Origin of the sequence: Candidatus Sodalis sp. SoCistrobi, from assembly GCF_900143145.1 — a bacterium.
Lineage (GTDB): Bacteria > Pseudomonadota > Gammaproteobacteria > Enterobacterales > Enterobacteriaceae > SoCistrobi.
On the sequence record NZ_FRDB01000048.1, the window covers coordinates 1 to 15,485 of the forward strand.

General features: G+C 56.3%; 14 protein-coding genes, 1 other RNA gene and 2 pseudogenes. 8 read left to right on the plus strand and 9 right to left on the minus strand.

Features of this window, described 5'->3' with window-relative positions; genetic code table 11:
- Positions 1 to 128: 128 nt before the first annotated feature.
- Positions 129 to 293: pseudogene (locus CINSTRO3249_RS05170) on the minus strand (MGMT family protein); the annotation flags it as partial.
- A 201-nt stretch (positions 294 to 494) separates the two neighbouring features.
- On the opposite strand from CINSTRO3249_RS05170, the gene ffs reads away from it, so the two are divergent.
- An RNA gene (ffs, locus tag CINSTRO3249_RS05175) (signal recognition particle sRNA small type) lies at positions 495 to 591 on the plus strand.
- Between the two features lie 487 nt (positions 592 to 1,078).
- Here the strand turns inward: ffs and CINSTRO3249_RS05180 are convergent.
- From CINSTRO3249_RS05180 to CINSTRO3249_RS05205, 6 genes are all read right to left on the minus strand, one after another.
- Entirely contained in the window at positions 1,079 to 1,282 is a 204-nt protein-coding gene (locus tag CINSTRO3249_RS05180) for an HHA domain-containing protein (RefSeq protein WP_011410544.1), read from the minus strand.
- Between the two features lie 46 nt (positions 1,283 to 1,328).
- Positions 1,329 to 1,688: an Hha toxicity modulator TomB gene (gene tomB, locus CINSTRO3249_RS05185; protein ID WP_074012466.1), complete on the minus strand. Its 360-nt coding sequence runs from the start codon at positions 1,686 to 1,688 to the stop codon at positions 1,329 to 1,331.
- A 525-nt stretch (positions 1,689 to 2,213) separates the two neighbouring features.
- Positions 2,214 to 2,354, minus strand: coding sequence for a type B 50S ribosomal protein L36 (gene ykgO, locus CINSTRO3249_RS05190; protein WP_074012467.1), 141 nt, complete (start codon positions 2,352 to 2,354; stop codon positions 2,214 to 2,216).
- Between the two features lie 19 nt (positions 2,355 to 2,373).
- Positions 2,374 to 2,631, minus strand: coding sequence for a type B 50S ribosomal protein L31 (locus tag CINSTRO3249_RS05195; RefSeq protein ID WP_074012468.1), 258 nt, complete (start codon positions 2,629 to 2,631; stop codon positions 2,374 to 2,376).
- 153 nt (positions 2,632 to 2,784) lie between these two features.
- A complete protein-coding gene (locus CINSTRO3249_RS05200; RefSeq protein WP_074012469.1) occupies positions 2,785 to 5,952 on the minus strand; it encodes an efflux RND transporter permease subunit in 3,168 nt (1,055 codons plus the stop codon).
- An 18-nt stretch (positions 5,953 to 5,970) separates the two neighbouring features.
- Complete coding sequence (locus CINSTRO3249_RS05205; protein WP_074012477.1) at positions 5,971 to 7,167, minus strand: efflux RND transporter periplasmic adaptor subunit; 1,197 nt, start codon at positions 7,165 to 7,167, stop codon at positions 5,971 to 5,973.
- A 144-nt stretch (positions 7,168 to 7,311) separates the two neighbouring features.
- Between CINSTRO3249_RS05205 and acrR the strand changes: the two genes are divergently transcribed.
- On the plus strand, positions 7,312 to 7,971 hold the full coding sequence (gene acrR / locus CINSTRO3249_RS05210) for a multidrug efflux transporter transcriptional repressor AcrR (protein WP_074012470.1): 660 nt from the start codon (positions 7,312 to 7,314) through the stop codon (positions 7,969 to 7,971).
- Between the two features lie 29 nt (positions 7,972 to 8,000).
- Here acrR and CINSTRO3249_RS05215 read toward each other — a convergent pair whose 3' ends face one another.
- Both CINSTRO3249_RS05215 and priC read right to left on the minus strand, forming a co-directional pair.
- A complete protein-coding gene (locus tag CINSTRO3249_RS05215; RefSeq protein WP_074012471.1) occupies positions 8,001 to 8,150 on the minus strand; it encodes a DUF2496 domain-containing protein in 150 nt (49 codons plus the stop codon).
- A 109-nt stretch (positions 8,151 to 8,259) separates the two neighbouring features.
- Entirely contained in the window at positions 8,260 to 8,793 is a 534-nt protein-coding gene (gene priC / locus CINSTRO3249_RS05220; RefSeq protein ID WP_074012472.1) for a primosomal replication protein PriC, read from the minus strand.
- 262 nt (positions 8,794 to 9,055) lie between these two features.
- Between priC and apt the strand changes: the two genes are divergently transcribed.
- From apt to htpG, 6 genes and pseudogenes are all read left to right on the plus strand, one after another.
- Positions 9,056 to 9,607 (plus strand): adenine phosphoribosyltransferase, encoded by a 552-nt coding sequence (gene apt / locus CINSTRO3249_RS05225; RefSeq protein ID WP_074012473.1) that lies wholly within the window; start codon positions 9,056 to 9,058, stop codon positions 9,605 to 9,607.
- A 74-nt stretch (positions 9,608 to 9,681) separates the two neighbouring features.
- Positions 9,682 to 11,127: pseudogene (gene dnaX / locus CINSTRO3249_RS17975) on the plus strand (DNA polymerase III subunit gamma/tau); the annotation flags it as partial.
- A 489-nt stretch (positions 11,128 to 11,616) separates the two neighbouring features.
- Entirely contained in the window at positions 11,617 to 12,294 is a 678-nt protein-coding gene (locus CINSTRO3249_RS17980) for a DNA polymerase III subunit gamma/tau C-terminal domain-containing protein (protein WP_371441364.1), read from the plus strand.
- Between the two features lie 59 nt (positions 12,295 to 12,353).
- Positions 12,354 to 12,683 (plus strand): YbaB/EbfC family nucleoid-associated protein, encoded by a 330-nt coding sequence (locus CINSTRO3249_RS05240; RefSeq protein ID WP_074012474.1) that lies wholly within the window; start codon positions 12,354 to 12,356, stop codon positions 12,681 to 12,683.
- Positions 12,683 to 13,288, plus strand: coding sequence for a recombination mediator RecR (gene recR, locus CINSTRO3249_RS05245; protein WP_074012475.1), 606 nt, complete (start codon positions 12,683 to 12,685; stop codon positions 13,286 to 13,288). The genes CINSTRO3249_RS05240 and recR overlap by 1 nt, the downstream gene beginning before the upstream one ends.
- Positions 13,289 to 13,431: 143 nt before the next feature.
- The gene (gene htpG, locus CINSTRO3249_RS05250; protein ID WP_174249732.1) at positions 13,432 to 15,318 is read left to right on the plus strand and encodes a molecular chaperone HtpG; all 1,887 of its coding nucleotides are present in this window, start codon (positions 13,432 to 13,434) and stop codon (positions 15,316 to 15,318) included.
- The last annotated feature ends 167 nt before the right edge of the window (positions 15,319 to 15,485 follow it).

Here is a 15,485-nt window from a genome sequence, read left to right on the forward strand (position 1 = left end):
TGCTCATGCTGAGTTTCCAGCACTAGATTAACTGCCCGTTCACGGACTTCCGGAGAGTAACGTTTGGTCGTTGTCATAGAGACCTCCACTTTTAAAGTATAGACTCTAATTTATCCGGGGTGATTCATGCTGCCTTCGGGCAACCGGCTCAACAGACCGCCAACCTGACGCGCGGCGCGCGGTGCACCGGCCAACCGCGCCACTTCACCATAAGTGGTCAATCGCCCGTACGGGATAGCGGCCACGATGTGATATACGCGCTGGGAAAAAGTATCGTGAGAAGGATCAGACATATTCCACTTCTACAGTTCAATGTGGCGAGGGAATTATCCTGTCATATATGGCCCGGTCGTCGCAAGCCGTCCAGGGTGAAGCGTTAACACTGCAGCATATTGGATAAGAAAACGGCGCTTAAACCGACCTGACTTGCAATTACCCAAGCCTTAATTGATAATGCCCCGCGCTCGTTTGAAACGAGCCGTCAATGGAGGCCCCGTGGGTGCTCTCGCAACACTACCTTGTGAACTCGGTCAGGTCCGGAAGGAAGCAGCCGCAGCAAGTGACGTGTGTGCCGGGATGTCGCTGGCGGGGCCTCCACCCATTTCGGCCTCCGCCTGCGCTGTCCTGACTCAAAAACCCGCTTGTCTGTGCGATGCGATCCCCTTACGGGGGAAATAAGGCGTGTTTTCCGGCCATTATCCTTAATTATTGACGCGACGAAATCGTATCTGTCCGCCAGTACATTCCCGCCCGGCAGCGGTAAAAATACAATTGTACGAAATGACGTCAGGGCAACCCTGCGAAATTGAGGGAAATCCGATGCAATAGGCGCTTGACTTCGCTGCTTTTGACCTGCCTATAGAAAAGTCCAATAATGTTATTAACCAGTATGATAACGCACTCGCGATTTACACCCACATCGCGCGCCAGACAATAGGAGGTTAACCTGACGTCAATGGCGCGAAAAAGAGCGATTATCAGCAGGGGCGGGCAATAGGTAATTTAATTGCCGGTGGGCAAAAAAAGGTATTAATAGTCATGTTTATTAACACTAACATTATGTTTAGAATAATCAGTTTTAGCGTACATACTTCCAGACGGAAACCGGGACTTTGTCGTACAGCTTGTTCATCGTCAGTTCTGCCAGACGGTGATCGGCGGCGGAATTGAATATCTCCAGTTCGTCATCGGACAGTTCATATTTGTTTTTTTCAATCACACGCTCAAGGGTTTCCAGCGTTCGGCACTTCCTCAAGCGCATTAAATAGTCGATCTTTTTCATTTTTACCTTTTTGTACAGTCAGTTGAACGGGGTTGTGCCTACTTTCTCAGGTTGCACAGAGCTCTGTCTCCGAGAATGTTCCGAATAAACGCCTACGGCTGCGCCGCCAGCGCTGGATATCGTAATTATTGATGCCATAGCTACTGAACAGGGTAAAAGTATCGTCTAAAAAGGTTTCAACCTGATCGGTAAGCTCACTTTCATTATGGTATTTAAGTTTGAAGATGACAATATTCGCCGCTATGTGCTCAATTAATTCGTTAAGCTGCAAATTGACGGCGGAACTCGGGTCATTTACCCAACCATGATAGCTGTCGCCCAGACTGGCAATGCCTTCATCATAGAGATTTTCACACAGGTATTTCAATTGCGCAATATCGTAGCGTTTGGGTGAATACTCATCCATATCAGCCCTCCTAACACATAGCAATTGCAGTAATCTTAAAACCCGGCTGGGGACATGGATCGATACCCACTTCGCAATTCGCCCATTCCAGATTAAAGATAGGATATTTTAGGCGATTTAGCATCCCTTGCTTACATTAACTTACAGTCCCTGAGTCATAAGCTGCCATGACGACAAAGCTCAGGTAAACAGCGTTGGGATGGGGGTCTCAGCGTTCTCTCATTGCCGGTGCGCTGGTGCGGAATGAAACAGTACGGCTGAATAACATTATACAGTGCTGACGCGCGATGGATACTTTAAAATTAGCAGACATGTCGTATAAATAAAAGAGTGTTTTCTTCTTATTCACTCAATTACAATATTTGTTTACAAATATGCGTAAATCCCCGCATTACCCTTACAACGATCGCGCCTGGGGCGTTTCGCAGCCTGGCGGCGACAAATAAAAAGCGCCGAAGGCATTCCCTTCGGCGCAGCGATGCGCTGACTTTCTCTTTCAGCACCTATGCCCTTTCGCCTTATTAGTCAGCGGCTTTTTTTGCGTCCCTGTACCGCCTTAAAGCGCGGATTGGATTTGCAAATGACGTACACGCGGCCGCGGCGGCGGACCACCTTACAATCTGGATGACGTGTTTTGGCACTGGCGAGTGAACTCAATACCTGCATCTTTGGCGTGTCCTGATGGTTATGACGGTTGACCGAGGAAACGGCCAAAGCGTTGGTTGAAGCGTGCGGTACTGCCGTCTTTGGCCACCGTGCGCTGCTTCCCGGTGTAATACGGGTGCGACGCGCTGGATACCTCCAGGGTGACATAGGGGTAGGTTGCTCCCTCGTATTCCACTGAACGGGTGGTGACGATGGTAGAACCCACCTTGAACCAGACATTGGCCGTGGTGTCATGGAAAACCACCTGGCGATAAGGGGGGTGAATAGCGGGTTTCATCATGCTTCTCCTGAATATTATGTTATAACATATTAATTATGGCGCCAGGTGAGACATTATACAATTGCCGGACAAGGGGAGCCGCTTTGCGCCGCCGGGCATAAAAAAAGGGCCGCATAGCGGCCCTTGAAAGGGGACAACGACGTCGCGTCTTTACGGCTGCGGCGGCGGGTTGTCCACCGGATGTCCGTGCTCCAGCTCGTCCTGATGGCCTTTTTTACCGAAGCGGCGGCGCACCACCACAAAGAACACCGGTACAAAGAAAATCGCCAGCAGGGTAGCGGTGACCATCCCGCCCATCACGCCGGTACCGACCGCATTTTGCGAGCCGGAGCCGGCGCCGGTGCTGATCGCCAGCGGCAGTACGCCGAGGATAAAGGCGAGCGAGGTCATCAGAATCGGCCGTAACCGCATACGTACCGCTTCCAGCGTGGCTTCAATCAATCCTTTGCCTTCTTTCTCCATCAGATCTTTGGCAAATTCCACGATTAATATCGCGTTCTTGGCCGATAGCCCGATGGTGGTCAGCAGACCGACCTGGAAGTAGACGTCATTGTTCAGACCGCGCAGCGATGCCGCCAGCAGGGCGCCAATCACCCCCAACGGCACCACCAGCATGACCGAGAACGGGATAGACCAGCTCTCATACAGCGCCGCCAGACACAAGAACACCACGATAAGCGATATCGCATACAGCGCCGGTGCCTGGTTGCCGGACAACCGTTCCTGATAGGACATGCCCGTCCAGTCGTAACCGATTCCCGCCGGCAGTTTGCCCGCCAGTTGTTCCATTAAAGCCATGGCTTCACCGGTACTCTTACCGGGCGCGGCTTCCCCTTGGATTTCCATTGACGGCAACCCGTTATAACGCTCCAGACGGGGTGAACCGTACTGCCAGCGTGCGGTGGTTACCGCCGAGAGGGGCACCATCTGGTTATCCGAACCGCGCACGTACCAGTTATCGATATCCTGCGGCAGCATACGGTAGGGCGCTTCACCCTGCACATAAACCTTCTTCACGCGGCCGCGGTCGATGAAGTCATTAACATAACTGCCGCCGAGCGCCGCGCCGATGGTGGTATTGATATCCGACAGCGAAACGCCTAGCGCTTCCGCTTTCTCGTGATCGACATCCAGCTTGTACTCGGGCGTATCTTCCAGACCGTTCGGGCGGACGCCCTGCAGTACATCAGGATGCTGTGCCACCATCCCCAGCAGCTGGTTACGCGCGGCGGTCAACTGTTCATGCCCCAGGTTATTCTCATCGATCAATTCAAAGTCGAAACCGGTTGCGGTGCCCAGCTCGACGATCGCCGGCAGGTTGAACGCCAGCACGATGCCGTCCTTGATCTTTGAGAATGCCTGATTGGCACGGGCGGTTATCGCGGGGACCTTATTTTCAGCCCCGGAACGCTCACCCCAGTCTTTCAGGCTGACGAACACGATACCGGAGTTCTGCCCGCGTCCGGCGAAACCAAACCCGTTAACGGTGAACACCGATCTGACATTGTCTTTCTCGTTGTCAAGATAGTACTGGGTCACTTCATCCAGCACATGCTGGGTGCGTTCCTGCGTCGCACCCGCCGGCAGCAAGGTCATCGTCAGGAAGACCCCCTGATCCTCATCCGGCAGGAACGAGGTGGGCAGGCGGATAAACAGCAACGCCATGCCGACCACAATCAGCAGATAAATCAGCAGATAGCGGCCGGTGCTATTCAGGATGTGGCCGATGCTGTCGGTGTAGTGATGGGTACTTTGATCGAACTTTTTATTAAACCAGCCGAAAAAGCCGGTGGTCTTGCCGTGGTCGCCTTTCTTGATGGGCTTAAGCATGGTGGCGCACAGCGCCGGGGTCAGCACCAGTGCCACGATAACCGACAGGATCATTGCCGACACAATGGTAATGGAGAACTGGCGGTAAATGGCACCGGTTGAACCGCCGAAAAACGCCATCGGTACAAACACGGCGGACAGCACCAGCGCGATCCCCACCAGGGCGCCCTGGATCTGGCCCATCGATTTTCGCGTGGCTTCAATGGGACTGAGCCCCTCCTCCGCCATAACGCGCTCGACGTTTTCCACCACCACAATGGCGTCATCCACCAATAGCCCGATGGCCAACACGCAGGCGAACATAGTCAGGGTGTTAATGGTATAGCCAAATGCCCCCAGAATGGCGAAGGTCCCCAGCAATACCAACGGCACCGCGATAGTCGGGATAAGCGTAGCGCGGAAATTCTGCAAGAACAGATACATCACCAGGAACACCAGGATGATGGCTTCCACCAGGGTTTTTACCACCTCGGTAATGGAAATCTTCACGAACGGTGTGGTGTCGTAGGGGTAAACCACTTTCAGCCCGGTGGGGAAGTTGGCCTGCAGCCGTCGTCCCAGCTCCGTTTTGACCGCGTTAGCGGTGTCGAGCGCATTGGCGCCGGTGGCGAGCTTGATCCCCAGACCGGTGGCGGGCTGGCCATTGATGCGGGCGATGATGTCGTAACTTTCACCGCCTAGCGCAATCGTCGCCACATCCTTCAGCCGTACCTGCGAACCATCGGGATTGACCTTCAGCTGTATTTTGCCGAAATCATCGACGGTCTTCAGCCGGGTCTGCACGATAATTGACGCGTTAAGCTGCTGCCCCTTCACCGGCGGTGATCCCCCCAGCTGGCCGGCGGCGATCTGGTTGTTCTGGACTTCCAGCGCGCTGATGACATCCACCGGCGTCAACTTGAAGTTATTGAGCTTGTTGGGATCGAGCCAGATACGCATCGCATATTGGGCGCCGAACAGCTGCACTTCACCCACGCCGTTGGTACGGCTAATGGGATCTTTCAGCGAGGAGCCGACATAATCCGCGATATCTTCCTGAGTCATGTTTTTATCATCGCTGATAAAACCGGCGACCATGAGGAAGCTGGCGCTGGATTTCTGCACCTGCACACCCTGTTGCTGAACTTCTTGCGGCAGCAGCGGCATGGCCAGCTGAAGTTTGTTTTGCACCTGAACCTGGGCGATATCCGGATCGGCACCCGACTCAAAGGTCAGCGTGATGGTCGCGGTCCCGGACGAGTCACTGTCGGACGCCATGTACATCAAATGGTCGATGCCGTTCATATTCTGCTCGACTATCTGCGTCACGCTGTCTTGCAACGTTGAGGCGTCCGCGCCGGGATAGGTCGCGGTGATACGGATCGTCGGCGGCGCGATAGCCGGATACTGTTCGATGGGCAGCTTGAGTATCGACAGCGCCCCCGCCAGCATGATGATAATGGCAATCACCCATGCGAAAATGGGCCGATCGATAAAGTACTTAGACATAAGGGTTACCCGTTCCTGTTAAGACTTGCTGGCGGTGTCAGGCTGCGGTTGTTCCGGTTGTTTTTCCTGGTCGGTCACCTCTTTGGGCGTGACCTGCATGCCGGGTTTCACCTTTTGCACGCCGGCGACAATGACCTTGTCGCCTTCCTGTAACCCGGCGGTGACTAACCATTTATCGCCTATGGCCTGCGGCGCCGTGATCTGGCGGAGGGCAACCTTACTGTTGCTATCGACCACCATGGCGCTCGCTTCGCCGCGGGGCGTGTGGGTGACGCCCTGTTGAGGCACGAGTAAAGCGTTTTCATTGACGCCCTGATCCAATTTGGCGCGCACAAACATACCCGGCAACAAGGTGTGTTGCGGATTGGGGAAAATAGCGCGCAACGTGATAGAACCCGTGGTTTCATCCACCGTGACGTCGGAGAATTCCAGCGTCCCGGTCTGCGCGAATTCTCCACCGTTTTCCATCAGCAAACGCACCGTTGCTTTACCGTCGCGCTGTTTCAGCGTGCCGTTTTCCAGCTCCTGGCGTAGACGCATAAAGTCGTTGCTTGATTGAGTCACGTCGACATACATCGGGTCCAGCTGTTGTACGGTCGCCATAGCGGTCGTTTGCGCGCTGGTGACCAACGCGCCTTCGGTAAAGGCGGATTTGCCGATGCGGCCGCTTATCGGGGAGGTGACGCGGGTGTAAGCCAGATTAATGCGGGCGGTTTCCAGCGAGGCCTGAGCGGCCTGCACGGCGGCATCATTCTGCGCGAGGGTAGCCACCGCCTGATCATAGTCCTGGCGGCTAACATAGTTGGTGGAAAGGAGTTTTTTGTACCGGTTTACGGTCACCCGCGCAATGCCGGCATTCGCCTGCGCCTGCGCCAGATCGCCCTTGGCGCTGTTATAAGCGGCCTGATAGGTCGCGGGATCAATCTGATATAAAGACACGCCTGCCGTGACATCGCTGCCTTCAACGAAGTTACGTTTCAGGATAATACCATCGACCCGCGGGCGGACTTCCGCGACACGAAAAGCGGCTGTGCGGCCCGGTAAGTCGGTGGTGACATTAAGCGCTTGTTTTTTTAGCGTCACAACGCCCACTTCGGGAGCCTGCTGCTGATTTCCTGCCTGCCCGGCTTCTTTATTGTCACATCCTGCGAGAATAAAACTGCCGGAAAGCATCAGAACGGCCGCCAGAGGCAATAGCCCTCTGTTTTTGTTCATAGATAAACCCCAAGATTCCGATTTGAAAAAATTGATCAAGTGATCACAAGCCCCAAAGACAGTGCTGCGTTACATTTTTCGTTATGCTATGTTACATACATTCTTGAATGTATGTAAATCCAAAGACCACGCTAAAACGGCACTATGGCACGAAAAACCAAACGACAGGCTCAGGAAACCCGCCAGCATATACTGGACGCCGCCATCAAGGCCTTCTCCGAGAGAGGGGTATCCGCCACATCACTCAATGATATCGCGGCATTGGCCGGGGTAACGCGCGGCGCGATTTATTGGCACTTCAAAAATAAAGCCGAGTTATTTAATGAAATACTTCACACGGCCGACAGTAAGATCCAAGATTTTGAAACAGAGTATCAAACAAAATATCCAGACAATCCACTTTATGTGTTAACCGAGACAATGATTTACATTCTTGACGCTACCGTTTCTAACCGCCAGTGGCGTGAGCTTATGGAAATATTGTTTCATAAATGCGAATTCGTGGGTGAAATGGCGCTGTACCAGGAAGTGCGATCGCAATTGTTTGATGAATGCTACGACCGGCTGGAAGTGACGCTCGGCCGCTGCATAGAACAACAGCAATTGCCCGCAACGCTGCACTGCCGGCGGGCGGCGATCATGTTGCGCGCTTACATGACCGGTCTCATGGAAAACTGGCTGTTCACTCCCGAAAGCTTCGATCTGCAAGCCGAGTCGCGCACCTTGGTGTTCGGACTCATCGACATGCTGCGCATGAGTCCGATGTTGCGCTGTGGGCAACACGACGCGCACCGGTCCGCCTGACGCTCTACGCAGGCACAGCCTGAAAACGTTTACTCCCTGGTGTCCGCTTTGCGCAAGTAATCATTTTTGACGATTTCCAGCGCCGCCAGCACCAACGCCGGTGACAATTCATTCTTTTCCAGCAGCATAATCAAATCGATCGCCAATTTGATTTCGGGGGATTCGTGTTCGAGGGTCACCTCGCTCTCCTGCACAACTCAGGCTGTAAACTGAAGTATAGGTGATATTATTTACACTATAAATGATGAGCATGTAACCAATTTGTGCCACCGGACAAATTATTTTTGCTTATTCGCCCCGTTCGCGCCGCTCTATTTGGTATTCGAGCCGGGTCAACGCCTGCCGGCACCGCATCAGAGGTCCTTCCAGCGCGGCGATTTCTTGCTGTAACCGCCGAGCGCGGGGCAGGTCGTCTGCGGCGCTACGCAGGCTATCGCGGTCGCGGATCATGGCCTGCAGCCGCCGCTCATAGTCTTGACACTCGGCAAGGCGGGCGTAAATATCCTCCGCCGGCGCGGTGGAAGGGCGCTCCTGGCGCAACTTTTGCGTCGCCAGCTCGCGGGAGAGCGCCAACATTTGGTCGGTTAGCCGTTGGGCCAGCCAGGCCACGCGCTCGGTACGGCCTTGTTCCACCGCGCTGGTCAAATGCGAAAGCGTTGCGCGGCTCTCGGACAGATAGTCCCCAAGTCGGTTGCCGCGCGTGCTGAACAACAGAGGGTCTAAACGGGATTGCTGTACCAGAGCCTGTCCCTGAACGTCGATGCGTGCGGCTAAATCGTTAAGTTGGCCGTCAAGAACGGTAATCAGTTGGGATGCGTGCACGTCATTTACCTGTAAAGAATGACATCGGAGTCGACTTTTATGATAATACCCCGTCGTTTTCGGTGATGCACAGCATTAACGCAGGGGGCCGAGCGGCGCAGCTTGCGCCACGTCAATAATTTGCTTTGTCTGCGTTGGTGGGCGGTTGCATTTTTGCGGCAGTTTGCATAGATTTGGGCGCTTTCGTGCGCGGTCAGTCTTGTTTCAGCCATGACAGGATCCGCGTTGATGATGAATAGAGGCTTTTCCAGGCATAACCACTATGACCGCTACGGAACAACAATTAGCATTAATTAAACAAAGCATTAAATCGGTTCCAGACTATCCGAAACCCGGCATCCTGTTTCGCGATATCACCAGCCTGCTCGAAGACTCGCGCGCCTATGCCGCCAGCATTGCGCTGCTGGCCGAACGTTATCGCGATGCAGGGCTGACGAAAATCGTCGGTACCGAAGCGCGCGGGTTTCTGTTCGGTGCCCCGGTCGCGCTGGCGTTGGGGCTGGGTTTTGTTCCGGTACGCAAGCCCGGCAAGCTGCCGCGTGAGATAATCAGTGAAAGCTACGTGCTGGAGTATGGCACCGACAGCCTTGAAATTCATCAAGATGCGATTGTTCCCGGCGATAAAGTGCTGGTGGTGGACGATCTGCTGGCCACCGGCGGGACTATCGGCGCCACGGTGAAATTGATCCGGCGGCTCGGCGGCGAGGTGCAGGATGCGGCCTTCGTTATCAATTTGGCCGACCTCGGTGGTGAAGCGCTTCTCAACAGCATCGGCGTTGCCAGTTATAGCCTGGTACTGTTCCCCGGCCACTAATGACATCAGCCTCGCGCTGCGGTGCGGGGCTGTGTTAGCATGGCCTTCTGTTCCTCCGACGTAAATCGCGACTCATGAGCTATCAGGTGCTTGCCCGTAAGTGGCGTCCGCAAACATTTGCCGATGTAGTAGGTCAGGATCATGTCCTGACGGCGCTGGCGAACGGCCTATCATTGGGCAGGATCCATCATGCCTATCTTTTATCCGGCACCCGTGGCGTGGGTAAAACCACTATTGCACGTCTGCTGGCTAAAGGGTTGAATTGCGAAACCGGTATCACCGCCACGCCCTGCGGCCAGTGCGATAACTGCCGCGAAATCGAGCAGGGTCGTTTTGTCGATCTGATCGAAATCGATGCCGCGTCGCGCACCAAAGTGGAAGATACCCGTGAACTCCTGGACAACGTGCAGTACGCCCCGGCGCGCGGCCGCTTCAAGGTGTATCTGATCGATGAAGTGCATATGCTGTCCCGCCACAGCTTCAACGCGTTACTCAAAACGCTGGAAGAGCCGCCGGCGCACGTCAAGTTTTTATTGGCCACCACCGATCCGCAAAAGCTGCCGGTGACCATTCTTTCCCGCTGTTTACAATTCCATTTAAAGGCGCTCGACGTTGAGCAGATCCGCAACCATCTGTCATCGGTGTTGCAGCAGGAACATATTGTCGCCGCGCCGCGCGCGCTGCAGTTGCTGGCCCGGGCCGCCGACGGCAGCCTGCGGGATGCCCTCAGTCTGACCGACCAGGCTATTGCCATGGGGCAGGGGGAGGTGAGCGACGAGGCGGTGCGCCTGATGCTCGGTACGCTTAACACCGAACAGCCGCTGGCGCTTATCGAAGCGCTGGTCGACGCCGACGGCGGCGCGATGATGGCGCAGCTTGCGCAATGTGCCGCCCGGGGTATGGACTGGGAAACATTGCTTGTCGAAATGCTTTCTTTACTGCACCGCCTCGCGCTGGGCCAGCTCTTGCCGGACCAATTGAACGATGAGGAAGACTCGGCCAGCGTGCCGCGTTTGCGGGACTTGGCCCGGCGTCTGCCGCCGGCCGATCTGCAGCTCTATTACCAGACCCTGCTTATCGGGCGCAAAGAGTTGCCCTTTGCGCCGGACCCCCGGATGGGGGTGGAAATGACGCTGCTGCGCGCGCTGGCGTTCCATCCCGCCGCGGTAGAAACGGTGACGACCGTCGCCAGTACGGAAAAAAAAACGGCTGAATTCGGCGTTGACGCCCGCCACGCTAGCCCGCCCGCCGGTGCGGCCCTAACATCCGGTGCCCCGGCCCCGGCCGCCGGCATTGGATCTTCCCGCGACGTTCAGGGCGGGCAGGAGAACGCCCCCGGGGTTAACCCGCTAATGGCGTCTGGCCGGCCGGCAAAGGCGCATGCGAGCGCCGCCGCTGACCCGTCGGCAAGATCACACACCGGCGCCCCCAGGCCCGCACCGGCGCGATTAGCACTTGAAAACGCCAGGCGCGCCGGCGCCAATACTGCGTCTTTGTCTGCGTCAGCGACTGTACCTGCGCGTGGCGTGCCCAATTCTTTCGCCTCTTCCAACGGTAACGCCGCCGGCCAGCACGCCACGGGGGCCATGTCTGCCGAGGGTGACGCCGCCGGCCAGCACGCCACGAGAGCCATGTCTGCCGAGGGTGACGCTGCCGGACCGCCGCCGCCGGCCTCCGCCGCTGATGGCGGGCGTAGCGCCAGCGCGCCGCCGACGTTAGGATCGTTGACCGGTGAGCAGAGATCGACTTTACCGGGCGCCGGCCAGTCCAGCGTGGTAGATAGCGCGGAAGAAAGTTTGATGCAGGCCTACGCCGCCAGCGGCTTCGATGATGATGAAGCGCAGGGCGATTGGCAGGACGGCACGTTGACGCCGGAAAATGACGGGCCGCTGGCACCGTCCGTGCCGACGTCTGCAGAGGATGGCCCGGTGGCGATCGAGCCGTCTTCCGCAGGCAATAACCCGTTGCCGGCGGCGACTGCGCAGCTCTTACAGGCCCGCACCGCCCTGATGAAGCGTCAGGAGAGCCAAAAAACAAAAAAGGATGACCCGGCGCCGGCGCGCCAGAAAACCGCCGTCAGCGCGCTGGAGCGGCTGGCTACTGTCGGTGAGCGCGCAAAGCAGCGCCAACCCGCCGCCGGGCGGGAGGAGCCGGTGGATTCCCCGCGGCCGGAGGCCTACCGCTGGCGTGCCAGTCTTAAGCCCGAGGCCGACCCGGAGCCTGTAACCACCCCCAAGGCGCTGCGCACGGCGCTGGAGCATGAAAAAACGCCGGAACTGGTGCTGTACCTGGCGGAAGAGTCGCTGACGCGCGACCCCTGGGCGGCGCAGGTGAACCGGCTGGCGGTGCCCAAACTGGTGCAGCAGCTGGCGTTGAACGCCTGGAAAGAGGATTTGGCGCCGGGTAAAGTCTGTCTGCACTTGCGCACCTCACAGCGTCATCTAAATTCGGCGACGGCACAAAGCGCGCTCTGTGACGCGCTGAGCGCCGATCTGGGCGCGCCGGTTGAATTAACCGTAACGGAAGATGATAATCCGGCAATGAAAACGCCGCTGGAATGGCGCCAGGCGATTTATGAAGAAAAACTGGTGCGGGCGCGGGAAGCGATTATGAACGATGCGCATATTCAGATGCTGCAACGCTTTTTCGACGCCGAGCTGGATGAAGACAGCATCCGGCCCGTATAACCCGCCGCGCTGCGGCAAGATGCCGCCAGTGCGGCCCGATGCAACTAAGAGAGAAGACTATGTTTGGTAAAGGCGGAATGGGCAACCTGATGAAACAGGCCCAGCAAATGCAGGAAAAAATGCAGCGGATGCAAGAAGAGATTGCGCAACTGGAGGTGACGGGGGAGTCGGGCGCCGGCCTGGTCAAAGTCACCATCAATGGCGCGCACAATTGTCGCCGTGTCGAAGTCGATCCCAGCCTGCTGGAAGATGATAAAGACATGCTGGAAGATCTGATCGCTGCGGCGTTTAACGACGCCGCCCGCCGTATTGCCGAAACCCAGAAGGAAAAAATGGCTGCCGTCTCCAACGGCATGCAGCTTCCTCCTGGTTTTAAAATGCCGTTCTAATGCAAACCAGTCCTTTACTGGAGGCATTAACGGAGGCCTTACGTTGCCTGCCGGGCGTCGGGCCGAAATCGGCGCAGCGTATGGTTTTCCACTTACTGCAGCGCGATCGCAGCGGCGGCATGCGTCTGGCGCAAGCGCTGACCCGCGCGATGTCGGAAATCGGCCATTGTGAGGATTGCCGCACCTTCACCGAGCAGCCTGTCTGTACGATTTGCGCCAATCCCCGCCGGCAGCAGTCGGGCCAGATCTGCGTGGTGGAGAGTCCGGCGGATATTCACGCCATTGAGCAGACCGGCCAGTTCGCCGGGCGTTATTTCGTGCTGATGGGGCACCTGTCGCCCCTCGACGGTATCGGCCCGGACGATATTGGTCTTGGCCGATTGCAGGAGCGGCTTGAGAAGGAAAGTCTCCAGGAAGTCATCCTCGCCACCAACCCGACGGTGGAAGGTGAGGCGACCGCCAACTACATCGCTGAAATGTGCGCGCATTACGGCGTGATGACCAGCCGTATCGCCCATGGCGTGCCGGTCGGCGGCGAGCTTGAAATGGTGGACGGCACGACGTTGTCCCATTCGCTGGCGGGCCGTCATCCCATCAAATTCTGACACCGCCTCGGGCCGGTCCGCCGGCCGGGGGCAGGCTTTTTTTACCTTTCGCTTGAAATTGCCCCCCCTTATCCCCATTTGTACTTCATTGCCGTCTTTAACCGCCTGTTTGGTCGCAATTTGGATTGAGGTATAACATGAGTATGAAAGGACAAGAAACCCGCGGATTCCAATCGGAAGTCAAGCAGCTGCTTCACCTGATGATCCATTCCCTTTATTTCAATAAAGAAATTTTCCTGCGCGAGCTGATTTCCAACGCCTCGGATGCGGCGGACAAATTGCGTTTTCGCGCCCTGTCGCAGCCGGATTTATACGCAGGGGACGGCGAGTTACGCGTACGCCTGTCCTGCGATAAAGAAAAACGCACCATAACGCTGAGCGATAACGGTATCGGCATGGGGCGTGAGGAAGTGATCGACAATTTGGGTACCATTGCCAAATCCGGTACCAAGGCGTTCCTGGAATCGATGGGTTCCGATCAACTTAAAGACAGCCAGCTTATCGGCCAATTTGGCGTTGGCTTCTATTCGGCCTTTATCGTGGCGGACAAGGTCACCGTCCGCACCCGTGCCGCCGGCGCTACACCCGAAGAAGGGGTGTTCTGGGAATCTGCTGGCGAGGGTGATTACACCATCGCCGATATCGTCAAACCGGAGCGCGGTACGGAAATCACCTTGCACTTGCGCGAGGGCGAAGACGACTTCCTCGATGACTGGCGTCTCAAGAGCGTTATCGGCAAATACTCCGACCACATTGCGCTGCCGGTGGAAATCGAAACCCGTAGCAAAAGCGAAGAAGAAGGCAGCGACGAAGAGGTCGTGCCCTGGGAAAAAATTAACAAAGCGCAGGCGCTGTGGACCCGCAACAAGGCCGAAATCAGCGATGACGAATACAAAGAATTCTACAAGCACCTGTCCCACGATTTCAGTGAGCCCCTAAGCTGGAGCCACAACCGCGTCGAAGGGAAACAGGAATACACCAGCCTGCTCTACATCCCGGCGAAAGCGCCCTGGGATATGTGGAACCGTGAGCATAAACACGGCCTGAAACTGTATGTGCAGCGCGTGTTTATCATGGATGACGCCGAACAATTCATGCCGAATTATCTGCGCTTCGTGAAGGGGCTGATTGATTCCAACGATCTGCCGCTCAACGTGTCGCGGGAAATTCTACAAGACAGCCGCGTGACGCAGAACCTGAAGGGTGCGCTGACCAAACGTGCGCTGTCGATGCTGGAGAAACTGGCCAAGGACGATGCCCAACAGTATCAATCGTTCTGGCAGGAGTTTGGTCTGGTGCTGAAAGAAGGCGCCGGCGAAGATCCCACCAACGGCGAAGCGGTGGCTAAACTGCTGCGCTTCGCCTCCACCCACGGCGACAGCCCGGCTCAGACCGTCTCGCTGGAAGAGTATGTCGGGCGCATGGTGGAAGGGCAGGAAAAAATCTATTACATCACCGCCGATAGCTATGCCGCCGCCAAGAGCAGTCCCCATTTGGAGTTGCTGCGGAAGAAGGGCATCGAAGTGCTGCTGCTCTCCGAACGTATCGATGAATGGATGATGAGCTACCTGACGGAATTTGACGGCAAAGCGTTCCAGTCGGTCAGCAAAGCCGACCCGTCGCTGGATAAGCTGGCCGATGAAGAAAACGACGAGCAGAAAGAGGCTGAAAAAGCCCTTGAGCCGTTCGTTGAGCGCGTGAAAACCTATCTCGGTGAGCGCGTGAAAGAGGTGCGGCTGACGCACCGTTTAACCGATACCCCCGCGGTTGTTACCACCGACGCCGATGACATGACGACACAAATGGCCAAGCTGTTTGCCGCCGCCGGTCAAGCCGCGCCGGAGATCAAATATATTTTTGAACTCAACCCGGACCACGTGCTGGTCAAACGCACTGCCGATATGGGCGATGACGGCGCCTTTGGCGACTGGGTCGAGCTGCTGATGGATCAAGCGTTGCTGGCCGAGCGGGGTACGCTTGACGATCCCAATCAGTTTATCCGCCGTATGAACCACCTGTTAAACGCCTAAGCTTAAACGCCTGACACGGTGATGCGGCAGCCCCCGAATTCATAGGTATCTACACATTTATCGTGATACCTGTTATTACTTTGCAGAATGATTTCAACCTATCTGTTGGCGGGATTGACTCTCGCCTTACCCGCCGATATCAGACGCTGGTTAAACAGCATATGACG